Origin of the sequence: Caldicellulosiruptor sp. DIB 104C (assembly GCF_028198085.1) — a bacterium.
Classification (GTDB): domain Bacteria; phylum Bacillota; class Thermoanaerobacteria; order Caldicellulosiruptorales; family Caldicellulosiruptoraceae; genus Caldicellulosiruptor; species Caldicellulosiruptor saccharolyticus.
Window position 1 is genome coordinate 2,495,101 of record NZ_CP116337.1, and the last position, 13,607, is coordinate 2,508,707.

Sequence of the window (13,607 nt, forward strand, 5' to 3'; positions counted from 1 at the left end):
GAGCTATGTTTGTGATTCTTGTTTATGATGTCAATGAAAAGAGGGTTGCAAAAGCTCTCAAGAAATGTCGAAAATACCTTACATGGGTTCAAAACTCTGTTTTCGAAGGCAACATATCAGAAGCAACCTTAAGAAGGCTTATTCTTGAACTTGAAAAAGTTCTTGACCTTTCAGAAGATTCGGTTATTATCTATAAATTTCAAAATACATGGTATTCAGAAAGGCAAATTATTGGCATTGAGAAAAATCCGGTTGATTTTATAACATGAAAAATTTAAGTATATGTTTGAAATTACAATCTTCTCAATCTCCAAAAAACATGTTAAAGCACCCAGCATCTGCACTGAGGTGCTTTTTTTATTGTTTCAGCCACAAAGTGAAGCTTCCCCATCTTCTTAAAATTTTTTGCCATTATTAGCACCTACCCTTGTGACTTGATGTTATGCTCCTTCGAGTGCATTATCTTCTACTTTTTTTATTTTTAAATCTTTGCTTTATAGCACTTTTTATTATGTTTTCAACTTTTTTGTCTTCTTTTTCAATCAGAGCTCTGTCTTTTTCATTTAACATTTTTTTAGCTTTTAATTGTAGCTCTTTAATTTCTCCTTCGTATTCTTCTTTAAGGTTGTATTTCTTAAGCTTTTCTATTATTTTATTAGTCCATTCAATGAATTCTTTATATTCTTCTAAACTCCATTTTTTATTTCGTTCTTCAATTATTGTAGGTATACAGCTTTTGTTTGGATTTGGTTCGCTACTAAATAGTAGCTGGCCGTCTCTGTTAAATACTTCTATTTTATCACATAGTTTTTCTTTCTCTATAATTTCTATTGTTTTTAGCATTCCAGAGGATGCTTCATCGTGAGCTCTTTTTTCAGAAAATCTTGCTATTTTTCCAGCTGTAGATTCAAATTGTTCCATATATCTTGAGTAGATTGCAGCTCTGCTTTTAAGTTCATTTACTGCAACAACTCTCAGAATTATTTCATAACCTAATTGTTTTAGCTTCTTCATTGTTTCACAGATTTGAGGTGTTCTCAAAGTTCCTTCAAAGATGATGTTAAATTTCTTGTTCATGGCTTCTTCAAAGATTTTTCGTGTCCATTCTCTTACATCTGGGTCTGTTAATTTAGCGAATAGCTTGTCATGATTTTTAAATATTTCTTCAGCTTTTGGGTGGTATCTTCTAATATCGTCACCGTTTATTTCCACAACGTTGCCGTCTTTGAAAAGTTCATTTTCTGATAATGTTATTATTTTGCTTTTTCCAGCACCGGGTTGTCCGCCAAGAATGACTATTTTAGGGTAATCAACTGGACTTTTGTTTTCAAAAGTGTTTTTCCTAATTTCACACAAGATTTCATCATGAACTTCTCTATTTAGTTTATAAAGATTTTCATTAATCATTTGTGTTTTCCCCTTCTTGATTTGAAAGACTTCAGCATTTATATAACTTCTTCTTTGTCAATTAACCTATAAAGGAGAGCATAAGTAGTTAGTGCCCTTTCAATCGCATCCTTATCACCACGATAGACGTAATCTCTTTCTTTACACAGTGTTTTTCTGATTTCTTCTATTTTTTGAAGCTTTTGTTCTTTTATTTCTTTATCAAGATCTGAATGTACAGTTTTTAATTTTATATTGGTTAGACTGCCAAGAAGTCCCGCAATTATGTCAATGGCAACTTCGTGTTTGATATCCTCTTGAATAGTTTTTATATCGCTCATCTTCATCATCCTCCTTCAATTAAATAATAGTAGCCTTTTGCAGAAACGCTCAAAATGAGCGTTATCAAGCTTTTTAAAATCTCTAAAAAAGTCTTCCTTCCTCCTCATAGATAGTGTAAAATTTATCTATATAAAACATACTTTCTATGAGGAGGAAGTTAAAATGTTTAAACACCATCATAAACAACTTTCTTTCTTAGAACTCTATGAGCACGTTAAAAACGTTGCTCTCAACAAACCTCATTCGCTCCTTGGCTTCTTCAATAACTTCATCGACCTCTCTCAATTCATCCCTCAATCCTTCTACAAAGCTTACTACCACTACTTCGGTAAACATAGAGAAATCTCATTAGAGTCTATCCTATGCGCTTTCTTCGTCCAAAAAATACTTAAACTATCTACTCTCTCTCAGCTCCGTGCTGTTCTCCTTAACTCCTTTGAACTTAGAAACTTCTGTAACCTCATTAAAGTCCCTTCTATCTCTACCTTCTCAAGATTCAGAAAATTCTTTTGCTCTGAAATAGAAACTCTATTCTACAATATCGCAAAATACGCTCAAAATCTATCTTCCCAACTAAATCCTGAACTCGCTTCTACCATTATCTTCGATACTACTGCACTTAAACCTATCCTCAAAGAAAATAACCCTAAATTTATCCAGTCTCAACTTAAAAAAACTAAATCTCAAAACCCTGACCTCGAAACATCTGTCATCTATTCACTTACATATTCTAACCTCCCCAAGTTCGCTTCTGCTTCTCCTGTTTTCTCACTTATGTTCGCCAATGGTCACTTCTGCTATGGCTTTAAATTTGCCATCCTCACAAATGGCTTCGGTATACCTCTTGTAATCTCCCCTGCTACCGCTCATTCTTTCAATAATTCTCTCGACCCTGCTTTGTCTAAAACTATCTCCGACTCAAAAGCTCTTGTCCCTGCTTTAATATCATTAAAAAATAACTTCACAAATGACTCTTTCTCTACCATCAATCGCTGACAGTGCACTCGACTCATATTCCATCTATTCCACTTTATTCAAAGACTTCAATTTCTCAAAAGCTATTATCCCTCTAAATCCCAGAAACTCTAAATCTACTTCTAATACCCCTACCTCTGACCCCAATATCTCTATCTCACCAGATGGTACTCCAATTTGTAATAAATTCAATCTACCTTTCAAATGTGAAGGTATGTGCAGGGGTAAAAATCGCTCGCCAAGAATTAAGTGGCGCTGCCCTCTCTCCTCTTTCCAAAGATAATAAACGCACCTGCTCTTGCCCTGAGCCCTGTACTTCTTCTAAATCGGGCAGAATGTTCTACACCTACCCAGATGCCAACTTGCGCTTTTGCCCCGGTATCAACAGAAACTCTATCCAGTTCGAAAAACTCTATCATTCAAGAGTTACTATAGAGCAAACTATCTTCCAGCTTAAATCTTCACTCGGTCATGATACATTGTTCTCCCGCGACCATATCTCTCTTTTTTCTGACTTCTTGCTCTCTGCAATTTGTATGCTCCTTATTTTTATTCTCTCTTTTGCTATCCTAAAGTCTCAAAAATCTATTACCTATAAAAAACTTCAAAAACTTAAAAAACTCATAGCTTGAACTTGATTTCAACTTTTGAAAATTTGCATTTTTTATTCAATATAAATTGCCTCTTCTAAAAGCCCTTTTAAAGTTACTTTCTAAAAGGGTTTGAGATAGTTTTGTCTTCTTTGCTTTTAGTATTATTTACCAGTTCTTTAGCCTGCTCTTTTATTGTTGATAATGTTGTTTTTGGTAACTATTGGTGTGAATACTTCTCATTTTTCTTGTTCTTTATTACTCTGCTTCTATTTTATTGTTTATACCTTTATGCATTTTGCAAACGGCTATTAAATAATAGCACTTTTGAGCTGAAATATGCAAGTTTTTGTTAGAAAAAATTTTGAACAGAGTTGAGTTATTCTGATGCTAGAAATAGCGTTAGCTGTGTGCGTTTCAATCCCCAAAGGGGAGGCTATAAACAAGCAGGACAAGCTTAAAATCAAATGGAGCAGAACAGTTTCAATCTCCAAAGGGGAGGCTACAAACTGATTAAACAATTCATGCATAGCGTCGCATGTATATGTTTCAATCTCCAAAGGGGAGGCTACAAACAAATAATTTCACAAAAAGAGGAAGGTGAAAAAAGTAGTTTCAATCTCCAAAGGGGAGGCTACAAACACGTTGAAGAGCTTGATTTTATTATATCAACTTTATGCACACCTGTCAATGTTTTTATATCAAAACATCTGTGGAAAACTAATATCAGCTAAGAAAAATCAAGCAATAAAACCCTATCAACCCTTTCCGTCTATCCAGCTGCTGCCAGAGATTAAAGCAAACTCACATTCTTAAAATCTGAAACCGTATACAAATCAAACATCAAAATTTTGCTACCTCAGGTCGACAGATTTGACTTTCGGTCAAATTGTAGACTTTATACAATTTTGCTGCATAAATTATCAAAACCAAAATTCTCTGTGCAGCTTTTCTTGTATTTGTTTTTATCCTGCAGAAAAAACAAAAAAGGAAGCCAGCCTCAATCAGAAAAGCCAGCTTCCTTTTTCTCAAAAAAAGCCTTTTTTAATTTTTCAACCTTCCACGAATCTCTTGTATCTTCTTAAGAGAAAGACCAATTATATCTGCTATCTCTTAGTCACTATATCCTTTCATAATCATCTTCTCTGCTGTTTCTATCTTCCCCTGTTCAAATCCTTGCTGAATTCCTTGCTGCAGCCCTTGCTGAATACCTTGCTGTAGTCCTTGCTGAATTCCTTCAAAAATAAGCTCTTCTCTTATCTTTCGCAAATTCTGAAAAAGTGGCATGACCTTAACACATCCTCTTAATTCTTCTATCGCTTGCCTTGCCGTCTCAATCTCTTTCTTGGCAAGCTTTCTGAGCGCAGCAGGCAAACATGCCTTCAAAACCTCTATCACCTTCTCTTCAGCACTCTGCAAGTATTCTTCAAACTCTAAAAATAACTTTAAATGTTTTCTTAAGAACATTATAGCAAATAGAGAGGAAAACATCAAACATATTTTCTTATTCGTGGGCTAAAATAGTAACCTGTGCTTATTTTAACATAAGATGGCGTGAACTTCAGAAAAATCAAAAACACAATAGAAATCTAACTAAAACTGTGTTATAATATTTATTGACTTCAAAATTATTAACTTTAAAGTTAGTAACTCTGGAGTTAGTAACTTTAAAGTAGGTGATTTTATGTTTGTTGGGAGAAAGTATGAACTTGAAACGTTGAACAGACTTTATAACGAAGACAAATTTCACTTTGTTGTTGTGTATGGAAGAAGGCGTGTTGGAAAAACTACTCTGCTTACTCAGTTTTGTAAAAACAAACAATCAATATTCTTTGTTGCTGAGGAATACAATGATAAAATTAACCTTGAATCTTTTTCTGATAAGGTACTGTCTTATTTTAACCTTGGTGGGTTAATAAGTCGGTTTGAATCATGGGAGAAGGCATTTATGTTTTTGGCACATCAGGCAAAGGATAAGAGATTGATTGTTGTAATTGACGAATTTCCTTATATAGTAAATACAAACAAAAGTATACCATCACTTCTGCAAAATTTGATTGACCATCATTTAAAGAACACCAAACTTTTTTTGATTGTCTGTGGATCTTCGGTAAGTTTTATTGAAAAGGAAGTTTTAAGCTATAAAAGTCCTTTGTATGGACGAAGAACTGCTCAGTTAATAGTGGAACCGTTTGATTTTTTTGAGAGCAGAGAATTTTTCCCTAATTATAATTTTGAAGAACAGGTGATTGCATATGGAGTTTTAGGAGGAATTCCTCAATATTTGAGTATCTTTGACAATACAAAAGACATATACGAAAATATCAGGACAAAAATATTGGACAAATCATCATATCTTTATGAAGAACCAAAACTGCTTTTAAGACAAGAGGTAAGAGAACCTGCTTTGTATAATTCGATAATAGAAGCTATCGCAACAGGAAGCAGCAAATTAAATGAGATAGCTACAAAGGTTGGAGTTGAAGTTGATAAATGTGCAAAATATATTTCTGTACTTATAGATTTAAAAATTCTTGAGAGGGTAACTCCTCTTTTCTCGGAGGCAAAAAGCAGAAAAAGTATTTATAAAATTAAGGATAATTTTTTTAGATTCTGGTATCGATTTGTTTTTACCAACAAGAGTTTAATTGAACAGGGACTGATTGATGAAGTTATCGATAATAAGATCAAGCCTTTCATGAATGAGTTTATTGGAGAGGTTTATGAACAAATATGTATGGATTACCTTAAAATTTTAAACAAGGAAAAAAGATTGCCTTTCATTTTTGAAAATATAGGTAAATGGTGGGGGAATAATCCCTACAAAAAGCGTGAAGAAGAAATTGATATAGTAGCATTCAATCAAGATAATATACTATTTGGTGAATGCAAGTGGAGAAACCAAAAGGTTGACATGTCTGTTTTAAATAACCTGATAGAAAAGAGTATGATTTTCAACTACTGTAAGAAATTTTATGTTTTATTTTCAAAAAGTGGTTTTACAGATGAGGTAATAAGTTTTGCCAAACAAAATCCTCATGTATTGTTAATTAGTGAATTTGAGGTTTAAAACAAAAATATTTGTAATTTTGTTTTTCGCATATTTTTTGAACTTTTCAACTACCAAAAAAGGCTATAAAATAAATCTTGAAATGATTAAACTTACAAAGATGATTAAACTTACAAAGAGGAACAAGAAAATTGCCTACTCTAAAAAAGTTTAAAAGAAAAAAGGGGGAGTGTAAAATGGGAACAGTTACTTGTTCTGTGCTTGTAGGCACATCTCACCAGAACCACGGTGGAATCATTCCAGAGTATATCTTGAATCTTTGGGAAAATGATAAACCTGCATGGGTGCTAAGAAAAATTTCACAGGAAAACCGCTTTGAAGACGACAAGAAGAATAGCACAGACAGCACAATTGTCTGGATTCCCACTGTTGAGAACATGTTTGAGGACGCACTTTTGATGATAGGGATTTATATTCTCAGAGACAAAAATTTGGTTGAGCTTGCAAAAAAGTATTTTAAGAAAGACTTGAGCGAGAGGCTTATGCTTTATCAAGATATAGACCAACAAAACCTTGAAAAGCTTTATGAAACTTGCAGAAAAATAACGGCAAATTATAAGATTGTTGTAAGTGTTTTGGATGACTCTTCCATTAACAAAGAACGATTGAAGTGCCTGTATGATTATTCGATGGATTGTGAAGTTTTAAAAACAATTTATATAAGAGAGTTCAGCGCATGGACTGGCAGACAAGAAATAAGAGGAAGTCTTGAAGAAAATTAAATGAGCAATTTTTAAATGAGTTTCTAAAAGAAAGGTGAATAATAATGATATGGGACCCTTATTTAGAGTATTGTCTTTCACAAGCCTCAGAAGTAGAAAAAGTAGAAATTACTGAGCAAATAGAAGGAGTTTTCCTGCAAGCAAAAGAAGAGAACCTGCCGTTTATAAACTATCCTTTTTAAGGCTTATTGGCAAGAATATAGAAACAGGCGAGATATTGTTTTCTGTGAACTTCGAAAAGTCCTTTATGGGCTTTATGTTTATTGGTGCACATGTAAAAAATGGTCATATCAATTTTGGATTAGCAAAAGGAATATCCGATTATGAAGATTTCAAGAAAAAGGCTCTTGAATGTGCAAGGGCAATTATTGAAAATAATTTGTTTGAACTTAAGTAAAATTTTTGCCTGTAAATATTTTCTTCAAAGATATTTTGTTGTATAATGGTATAAAGTGTATTGTTATTACTGAATCTGTCGAATACACAACAAAAAAGAAGGTGGGCAAGAAAGATGATTTTTTACAATGCTCATCAAACAGAAGAAGATAAGAACTTTGACTACACTCTTTTTCTTGGCGCAATCCTGCACGATATTGGCAAATTTTTTATGAGAACAGAAAACCAAGATGCTAAAAAGAACATCTCAAAAGAGTATGAAATGTTTTACAAGGGAGAAGGCAAATATTCACCGCGTCATCAGGAGTGGAGTGCGTTTTTTGTCGAACATTTTTTGCCAGAAAGTTTAAAAACGGTCACATCTCTTGTTCTGTATCATCACAGACCATCTTCATACCAGCAGCTTTTGATGAGCGTTGCTGACAAGATTTCGGCAAAAGTTGACAGAAAAGACTTAAGCGACGAAGAAGCAGCAGATGACAAGTCAAAGTACTTGATCTCTGTTTTGTCCCAAATAAGCCTTGATGAAAAAAAGGGAAATACGAAAACTCCTTATTATAAGCTTCTGAAAAAAAGGTATGAAGTTGAACCACCTTCCAAAAGTTTCAACACAGATGCAAAGGATGACTATCAAAACCTGTGGTCAGAGTTTTCAAAAAAGGTAAATGCTTTAAAAAATGGCTTTGGAAGCTCATTTGACTTAGAAGATTTTGCAACTGCCATTTACAACTTGCTTAGAATTTACACATACAACATTCCATCTGCTTTTTACTATTCGCAGCCTGACATATCCCTTTGGGCGCACAGCAAATCAACTGCTGCAATTGCATTTTGTCTGGACAGGCAGCTGAAAAAAGAGTTTTCCCAGGAAAATGAAAGAGTAAAAATTTTAGAGTCTATGAACACAAAACTTTTGCCTGGCAATGATTATTCAATAAAACGAGGGGATTATCCATATTTTTGTCTTGTCAAAGGTGATATATCCGGAATACAGGATTTTGTTTTTGACACAAAAATGGATGGCGCTTTAAAAGCGCTCAAAGCAAAGTCTTTTTATATTTCGTTTCTTCTTGACACAGTTGCAAAATATATTTTAAAAGAAGAGAAAATGCCGGTTTGTAATCTTATATTCAATGGCGGAGGGCATTTCTATCTTCTGATGCCTGCATACTTTGCAGAAAAACTTGAGCAGTATCAGAAAAAGATTGATAGGCTGTTATTTGAAGTACACAGAGGTTCAATTAGCATACTTCTTGATGCAGAAATAGTTGACCTTTACGATTTTGCAGGTAATTTTGGAGATTGCTTTGATAGAGTTTCATCGAAAATCTACAGGAAGAAAATTTCTAAGTTCAAAAGCATTATTGAACAGGAAAAATTAAAGTTTTTTGAGCCGCATGAGGACTATGACCAAAAATGTCCTCATTGTTCAAGGGAGCTGAAACTAAAACACGATGATTCTGATTTTTGCGAATTTTGTGAAAGCTTTGTTGAGTTTGGTGACAAGCTTATGAAAAGCTATTTTATCATAGATTCATGGGGAAAAGAAAAGGATTTTTCGAATTTTGACAGGGTGGAAGACATTTTCGAGGCATTTGGAAGAAAGATTTTATTTTCAAACCACTATGAAAACATGGCAAGTACAATTGTTATTGACAGAAATCGGCTTGAGAACTTGTTAGAAAGAAATGTAAATATTGAAAAAGGGAATAAATCAAATAAATTTGGATTTGAGATTGATTTTTATGAAGCTCTTGATATTTCGACACATGCACCTTTTAAAGATGAAGTTAGTCTAAAAACACTGGATGAGATATCAGATTCTTCAAAAGGAATAAAGACATGGGGGATTGTTTGCGGCGATGTTGACAATCTGGGGAAAATTTTCAAAGAAGGGCTTGGCAAAGACAATTCAATTTCAAGAGTGATGACTTTATCTGAGGAGTTTTCGCTGTTTTTTGGCTACTATTTCAACAGGCTTGTAAGTGAGCAGCAGGGCAATATTGTTGTTATTTATGCAGGTGGGGATGATTTTTGCATACTTGGTCAGTGGGATGTTCTTCCACAGACAGCGCACAGGATTTATACAGAGTTTAGAAGCTTTTCTTGTTGGAACCCGGATGTTACTCTTTCAATGGGCTTTGAAATAGCACCAGATAAGAAGTATCCAATTTACAGGGTTGCTATTGTGTGTGGAGAGCATCTGGACAAAGCCAAAGAGTACGAAAGAGAAGACGGTAAGAAGAAAGACTGCTTTGCATTTGGCGGCAATTTTGTCGGCTGGGAAGATTATGGGGATGTGGAAAAATTAAAAGAGGCAATTGCAGATTTAATTGGGAACAAAAACGTTTCAAAAGCGCTTATAAACGGCGTCTATGCCGTTTGCAATCTTAAAAAGGCGTCCTCAAGTTCTCAGGATGAACTTTTCAAATCGTGGAGGTTTGTATATTTCATGGCAAGGCTAAAAGAGAGGTATAAGAAGTATTCAAAAGAGCTTGAAGATGTTTTGCAAAAAATTATTGATAAAAAATCTAATTCTTTGTACAAACACTCTTACCTTGCAGCACGCTGGGCTGAGCTTGAACTGAGAAGGTAAAAATAAATTGCGGAGAGGTGAATTTGTTATGCCAGCGCAACAGAATGTAAATCCGATTGTTAGCTTGAAAAATGATATTTTAAGCAAGATCCAAACTGCGATTGACCCTTCAAAGGACAAAGATGGTACTGTTTTAGCTGAAGTTTCAGAAAAGACAGGTCGGCTTTTGAAAGATTGTGGTGTTACTGTTACTCAGCTGAGAAAAGTGTTTACAGAAGTAAAAAGACTTTCTGCTGATGATGAAAATTATAAATACAAATTAAATCTTTTGAAAGCAAAGCTTGCATACACAGCAGGAAGGTTTCCAAAAATAAAAGATTTCCATGAGATAGTTAACAAAGCAATTCCTGTGGCTTTGCAAAGCCCTGGTGCTTTGAGCAGGTTTAAAGACTTTTTTGAAGGCGCTGTTGCATATCACAAGTATTTTGGTGGAAGAGAATAATAATCACAAAAGGAGGAGACTATTGCCATGGATGTAATCTTAAAAGGAAAGTACATCATAAAGTGCAAGATAGAAGCTCAAACAGGTCTTCACATTGGTGAGGGCAACAACAGCCTTGAGATTGGTGGAATTGACAATGCAGTTGTAAAAGATGCAGAAGGCAAGCCTTACATTCCAGGTTCTTCTCTCAAGGGTAAGATGAGGGCATTGATGGAGTTTGCTGAGGGGAAGGTAAGAGATAATTTGCTTGTTGTGTCGGTCAAAAGGGAAGGCAAACCAGAGATATGCCTTCACATGTGCGATGACAAAGAATGTCCAGTTTGTGGACTTTTTGGTCGAAACCATGGTAAGCATGTTACCAAAAAAGAATTTTTGAAAGACCCTAACGCAGAAGGAAGAGATTTTTCTGACGCAGTTATCCCCACAAGGCTCATTGTTCGCGATGCAAAGCTGATAGAAAGTTCCATCACAGAAGAGATGAAGGAGAACCTTGACCTTGAGTGGACAGAAGTGAAGTTTGAAAATAATATAGACAGAATAACATCAAAGGCAAATCCAAGACAGAGTGAAAGAGTTCCTGCAGGTGCACAGTTTTCAGCAGAGTTTGTCATAAACAGATTTCAAGTTGACAGCAAAGATGACCAGAAATACTACCTTGAAAAGTTTATCAAAGCAATGAAGCTATTAGAAGATGATTACCTTGGCGGGCAGGGTTCAAGAGGAAATGGAAAAGTAAAATTTGTTGATATAGAGATATTCTACAAGGATTCAAGCGATTATGAAAAAGACTCAAATAAGCTTCAGCCAATAGCGACGGCAAAAAGCCTTGATGAGCTAAAGCTTTCTTAACAAATCTGTTCTTTAAAAGGTGATAGAAATGGACAAAAACAAAATTTGCAGAGCTGTTATGAGCTTTAAAGCACCTGTGCACATTGGCGAAAAGGAAAAACTATACAACATCACCAGAGCGTTTGCGCATTCAGACACGCTTATGTCTGGCATAATTAATGCATATTCGCTGCTTTACGGCAAAGATGAAACTGAAAAGCTGATTGGTGAATTCATAAACGGCACACCACCTTTTGAGGTTTCATCTACAATGCCGTATGTCAACTTTCAGTATTTTGTACCTGTTCCTCTTGGCTTGAACATGGAGGAGTACAAAAATAAAGAAATAATAAATGCCGAACATCAAAAGGAGCTCAAGAAAATAAAGTTTGTAAGAGAAAAGGATTTGTTTGAAGGCTTTCCATTCAAATACAAGCCGGCAGGAAGCTTTCTAATACCGCAAAGTGAGTTTGAAAATGGTAGCAAAAAGGCTTTTTCTCTTGGCAGGACAAAGGAAAGGGCAAGAGTTTCTATCGACAGGCAAACATCATCTTCTAACATATATTACTTTTCTCATTATGAGTTTGAAAAAGAATCAGGTTTGTGGTTCTATCTTAAGATTAACAACGAAGAGCAGGAAAATAAAATCAAAGCAGCAATAAGGCTTTTGGGCGATGAAGGACTTGGCGGCGATAGAACCTGCGGGCTTGGAAGTTTTGAAGTTGATTTTAAAGATGATGTGCCGCAGTTGAAAAGCAATAAATCAAAATATTACATGAGTTTGTCTTTAGTTAATCCAAAAGATGAAGATGAGATAAAAAGCGTTGTGTTTTACGAGATTTTGACGCGAAGCGGATATGTCTACTCAAAAGCAGGGCTTGGGATAAAGAAAAAAACTGTCAGAGTGTTTGGCGAGGGTACAGTGTTTTCCAGTAAAATATGTGGCAGAGTGGTTGATGTCACACCCGAGAAGTTTTTAAGTCACAAGGTGTACTGTTTTGGGCTTGCCTTTTTGGTTCCTCTGCCGGAAGGGGTGATGCTTTTTGGCAGCAGATAGCTTTGAAAGCAAAACATACGAGATTGAAGTTCTGACACCCACAATCATAGGCGGACAGGATAAAATTCAGAGTTTTGAGTTTGTAAGAGAAGGAGAGTACTTGTACTTTTTGAACTTTGATAAGCTCTTTGAGCAAAACCTTTTTAAAGATAGCTTTATTGAAGAGCTTTCAAGAGGGCTTTCGTCAGGTGAAAGAGATTTCAATATAAAAGATATTTTGAAAAAATATAGCATAGATTTTAAAAAGGTGGTAAAGTACAGGCTTAGACTTGAGGGTGTTACAAGCCCTTACAGAGAAGTAGTTGCTTTTGTAAAAAGTGCGGGCAGGTTTTACATTCCGGGCTCTTCTCTAAAAGGGGCAATGAGATCTTCTATAACAAAAGCTCTTTCGAAAAACCTTTTGCAGCTTTATGGGAATGCGCTCTCAAATGCTTACCAGAAGGCGTTGAACAATAGCAGAGTTGATCCCAAGTTTGTAAGCCGTGATGCAGATGAGAGGATTTTTGGAACTCCTTATGAATCGCCATTCAAATACCTAAAGGTAAGCGACAGCAGCTTTGCAGATCAAGAGAGCGCAGGGATTTTTGAAATAAAAGTTTTGAACATATGTTCAAATCAGGCGAAATGGTTTTCGAGAAATGGTAATAGTGATGACCCAAGGCAGGCAACTGCTATTGTTGCTGAAGGATTGAAACCTGGTGTAAAGCTTTATGGAACTATCAAAGTTGAAGAAGATTTAATTGAAGGCAACAGCGCAGTTAAAGGGTTAAAAGAAAAGCTTTTGACAAGTGGAGAAACATCTTCACCACATGAGTTTGTTGCCCGGATTTTAAGTTCTGTTGCAAAGGATTATATCCAGAAAGAAATAAGCTTTTACTCAAAATATAATCAAAATCAGATTGTTTCTGAGTATCAAAAACTCTTGAGTATTTTGAATTCTCTTGACAAAAATCAGTTTTTGCTCCAGATAGGATTTTCAACAGGGTATTTGTCAAAGACTGTAGGAATATTCTTTAACAGTAATCATTTTACTCAGCTTTCAAAAGTTGATACTCAGTCAAAAATTTATCCAAACCTTTTTCCAAAGTCACGACGGCTTTTGTTTAAGGACGGTCAGGTTTGGACAGTCCCCGGGTGGATAAAAGTAACTATAAAATAAACAGGCTGTGATGAAAAAGTGGTAAAATACTTTACATTTCATTT

14 protein-coding genes and 1 pseudogene are annotated in these 13,607 nt (G+C 35.0%); 12 read left to right on the forward strand and 3 right to left on the reverse strand.

Features of this window, described 5'->3' with window-relative positions; genetic code table 11:
* Positions 1-5: 5 nt before the first annotated feature.
* Positions 6-269, forward strand: a complete 264-nt coding sequence (gene cas2, locus PGC14_RS12190) for a CRISPR-associated endonuclease Cas2 (RefSeq protein ID WP_011915685.1) — start codon at positions 6-8, stop codon at positions 267-269.
* A 190-nt stretch (positions 270-459) separates the two neighbouring features.
* Here cas2 and PGC14_RS12195 read toward each other — a convergent pair whose 3' ends face one another.
* Both PGC14_RS12195 and PGC14_RS12200 read right to left on the reverse strand, forming a co-directional pair.
* Positions 460-1,407, reverse strand: a complete 948-nt coding sequence (locus PGC14_RS12195; RefSeq protein ID WP_011915686.1) for a zeta toxin family protein — start codon at positions 1,405-1,407, stop codon at positions 460-462.
* Between the two features lie 38 nt (positions 1,408-1,445).
* Complete coding sequence (locus PGC14_RS12200) at positions 1,446-1,727, reverse strand: hypothetical protein (RefSeq protein WP_011915687.1); 282 nt, start codon at positions 1,725-1,727, stop codon at positions 1,446-1,448.
* A gap of 163 nt (positions 1,728-1,890) precedes the next feature.
* Between PGC14_RS12200 and PGC14_RS12205 the strand changes: the two are divergent.
* Together PGC14_RS12205 and PGC14_RS12210 are read left to right on the forward strand one after the other, a co-directional pair.
* Positions 1,891-3,335: pseudogene (locus PGC14_RS12205) on the forward strand (transposase).
* Between the two features lie 603 nt (positions 3,336-3,938).
* Entirely contained in the window at positions 3,939-4,109 is a 171-nt protein-coding gene (locus PGC14_RS12210; protein ID WP_271629070.1) for a hypothetical protein, read from the forward strand.
* A 297-nt stretch (positions 4,110-4,406) separates the two neighbouring features.
* Here the strand turns inward: PGC14_RS12210 and PGC14_RS12215 are convergent, their stop codons facing one another.
* The gene (locus PGC14_RS12215; RefSeq protein ID WP_271629076.1) at positions 4,407-4,784 is read right to left on the reverse strand and encodes a hypothetical protein; all 378 of its coding nucleotides are present in this window, start codon (positions 4,782-4,784) and stop codon (positions 4,407-4,409) included.
* Positions 4,785-4,977: 193 nt separating this feature from the next.
* Between PGC14_RS12215 and PGC14_RS12220 the strand changes: the two genes are divergently transcribed.
* From PGC14_RS12220 to csm5, 9 genes are all read left to right on the forward strand, one after another.
* Positions 4,978-6,363 carry an ATP-binding protein gene (locus PGC14_RS12220; RefSeq protein ID WP_011915690.1) on the forward strand — a complete coding sequence of 462 codons (1,386 nt, stop codon included), beginning with the start codon at positions 4,978-4,980 and terminating at the stop codon, positions 6,361-6,363.
* Positions 6,364-6,539: 176 nt separating this feature from the next.
* Positions 6,540-7,085 carry a hypothetical protein gene (locus tag PGC14_RS12225; protein WP_011915691.1) on the forward strand — a complete coding sequence of 182 codons (546 nt, stop codon included), beginning with the start codon at positions 6,540-6,542 and terminating at the stop codon, positions 7,083-7,085.
* A gap of 44 nt (positions 7,086-7,129) precedes the next feature.
* Positions 7,130-7,267, forward strand: a complete 138-nt coding sequence (locus PGC14_RS12230) for a hypothetical protein (RefSeq protein ID WP_237738225.1) — start codon at positions 7,130-7,132, stop codon at positions 7,265-7,267.
* A gap of 44 nt (positions 7,268-7,311) precedes the next feature.
* The gene (locus tag PGC14_RS12235) at positions 7,312-7,482 is read left to right on the forward strand and encodes a hypothetical protein (protein ID WP_271629077.1); all 171 of its coding nucleotides are present in this window, start codon (positions 7,312-7,314) and stop codon (positions 7,480-7,482) included.
* Between the two features lie 114 nt (positions 7,483-7,596).
* Positions 7,597-10,077: a type III-A CRISPR-associated protein Cas10/Csm1 gene (gene cas10 / locus PGC14_RS12240; protein ID WP_271629078.1), complete on the forward strand. Its 2,481-nt coding sequence runs from the start codon at positions 7,597-7,599 to the stop codon at positions 10,075-10,077.
* A 28-nt stretch (positions 10,078-10,105) separates the two neighbouring features.
* Entirely contained in the window at positions 10,106-10,519 is a 414-nt protein-coding gene (csm2, locus tag PGC14_RS12245; protein WP_039765743.1) for a type III-A CRISPR-associated protein Csm2, read from the forward strand.
* A gap of 27 nt (positions 10,520-10,546) precedes the next feature.
* On the forward strand, positions 10,547-11,368 hold the full coding sequence (csm3, locus tag PGC14_RS12250) for a type III-A CRISPR-associated RAMP protein Csm3 (RefSeq protein ID WP_271629079.1): 822 nt from the start codon (positions 10,547-10,549) through the stop codon (positions 11,366-11,368).
* Between the two features lie 28 nt (positions 11,369-11,396).
* The gene (csm4, locus tag PGC14_RS12255) at positions 11,397-12,404 is read left to right on the forward strand and encodes a type III-A CRISPR-associated RAMP protein Csm4 (protein ID WP_271629080.1); all 1,008 of its coding nucleotides are present in this window, start codon (positions 11,397-11,399) and stop codon (positions 12,402-12,404) included.
* Positions 12,391-13,563: a type III-A CRISPR-associated RAMP protein Csm5 gene (gene csm5 / locus PGC14_RS12260; protein WP_271629081.1), complete on the forward strand. Its 1,173-nt coding sequence runs from the start codon at positions 12,391-12,393 to the stop codon at positions 13,561-13,563. The genes csm4 and csm5 overlap by 14 nt, the downstream gene beginning before the upstream one ends.
* The last annotated feature ends 44 nt before the right edge of the window (positions 13,564-13,607 follow it).

What these genes read in the sequence shown, in the direction of transcription:
- PGC14_RS12230 (WP_237738225.1), top strand. Translation starts at nt 7,130, where the DNA reads ATGATATGGGACCCTTATTTAGAGTATTGTCTTTCACAAGCCTCAGAA.
- PGC14_RS12215 (WP_271629076.1), bottom strand. Translation starts at nt 4,784, where the DNA reads ATGTTTTCCTCTCTATTTGCTATAATGTTCTTAAGAAAACATTTAAAG.
- cas10 (WP_271629078.1), top strand. Translation starts at nt 7,597, where the DNA reads ATGATTTTTTACAATGCTCATCAAACAGAAGAAGATAAGAACTTTGAC.
- PGC14_RS12200 (WP_011915687.1), bottom strand. Translation starts at nt 1,727, where the DNA reads ATGAGCGATATAAAAACTATTCAAGAGGATATCAAACACGAAGTTGCC.
- PGC14_RS12195 (WP_011915686.1), bottom strand. Translation starts at nt 1,407, where the DNA reads ATGATTAATGAAAATCTTTATAAACTAAATAGAGAAGTTCATGATGAA.
- PGC14_RS12225 (WP_011915691.1), top strand. Translation starts at nt 6,540, where the DNA reads ATGGGAACAGTTACTTGTTCTGTGCTTGTAGGCACATCTCACCAGAAC.
- csm2 (WP_039765743.1), top strand. Translation starts at nt 10,106, where the DNA reads ATGCCAGCGCAACAGAATGTAAATCCGATTGTTAGCTTGAAAAATGAT.
- csm4 (WP_271629080.1), top strand. Translation starts at nt 11,397, where the DNA reads ATGGACAAAAACAAAATTTGCAGAGCTGTTATGAGCTTTAAAGCACCT.
- PGC14_RS12220 (WP_011915690.1), top strand. Translation starts at nt 4,978, where the DNA reads ATGTTTGTTGGGAGAAAGTATGAACTTGAAACGTTGAACAGACTTTAT.
- csm3 (WP_271629079.1), top strand. Translation starts at nt 10,547, where the DNA reads ATGGATGTAATCTTAAAAGGAAAGTACATCATAAAGTGCAAGATAGAA.
- cas2 (WP_011915685.1), top strand. Translation starts at nt 6, where the DNA reads ATGTTTGTGATTCTTGTTTATGATGTCAATGAAAAGAGGGTTGCAAAA.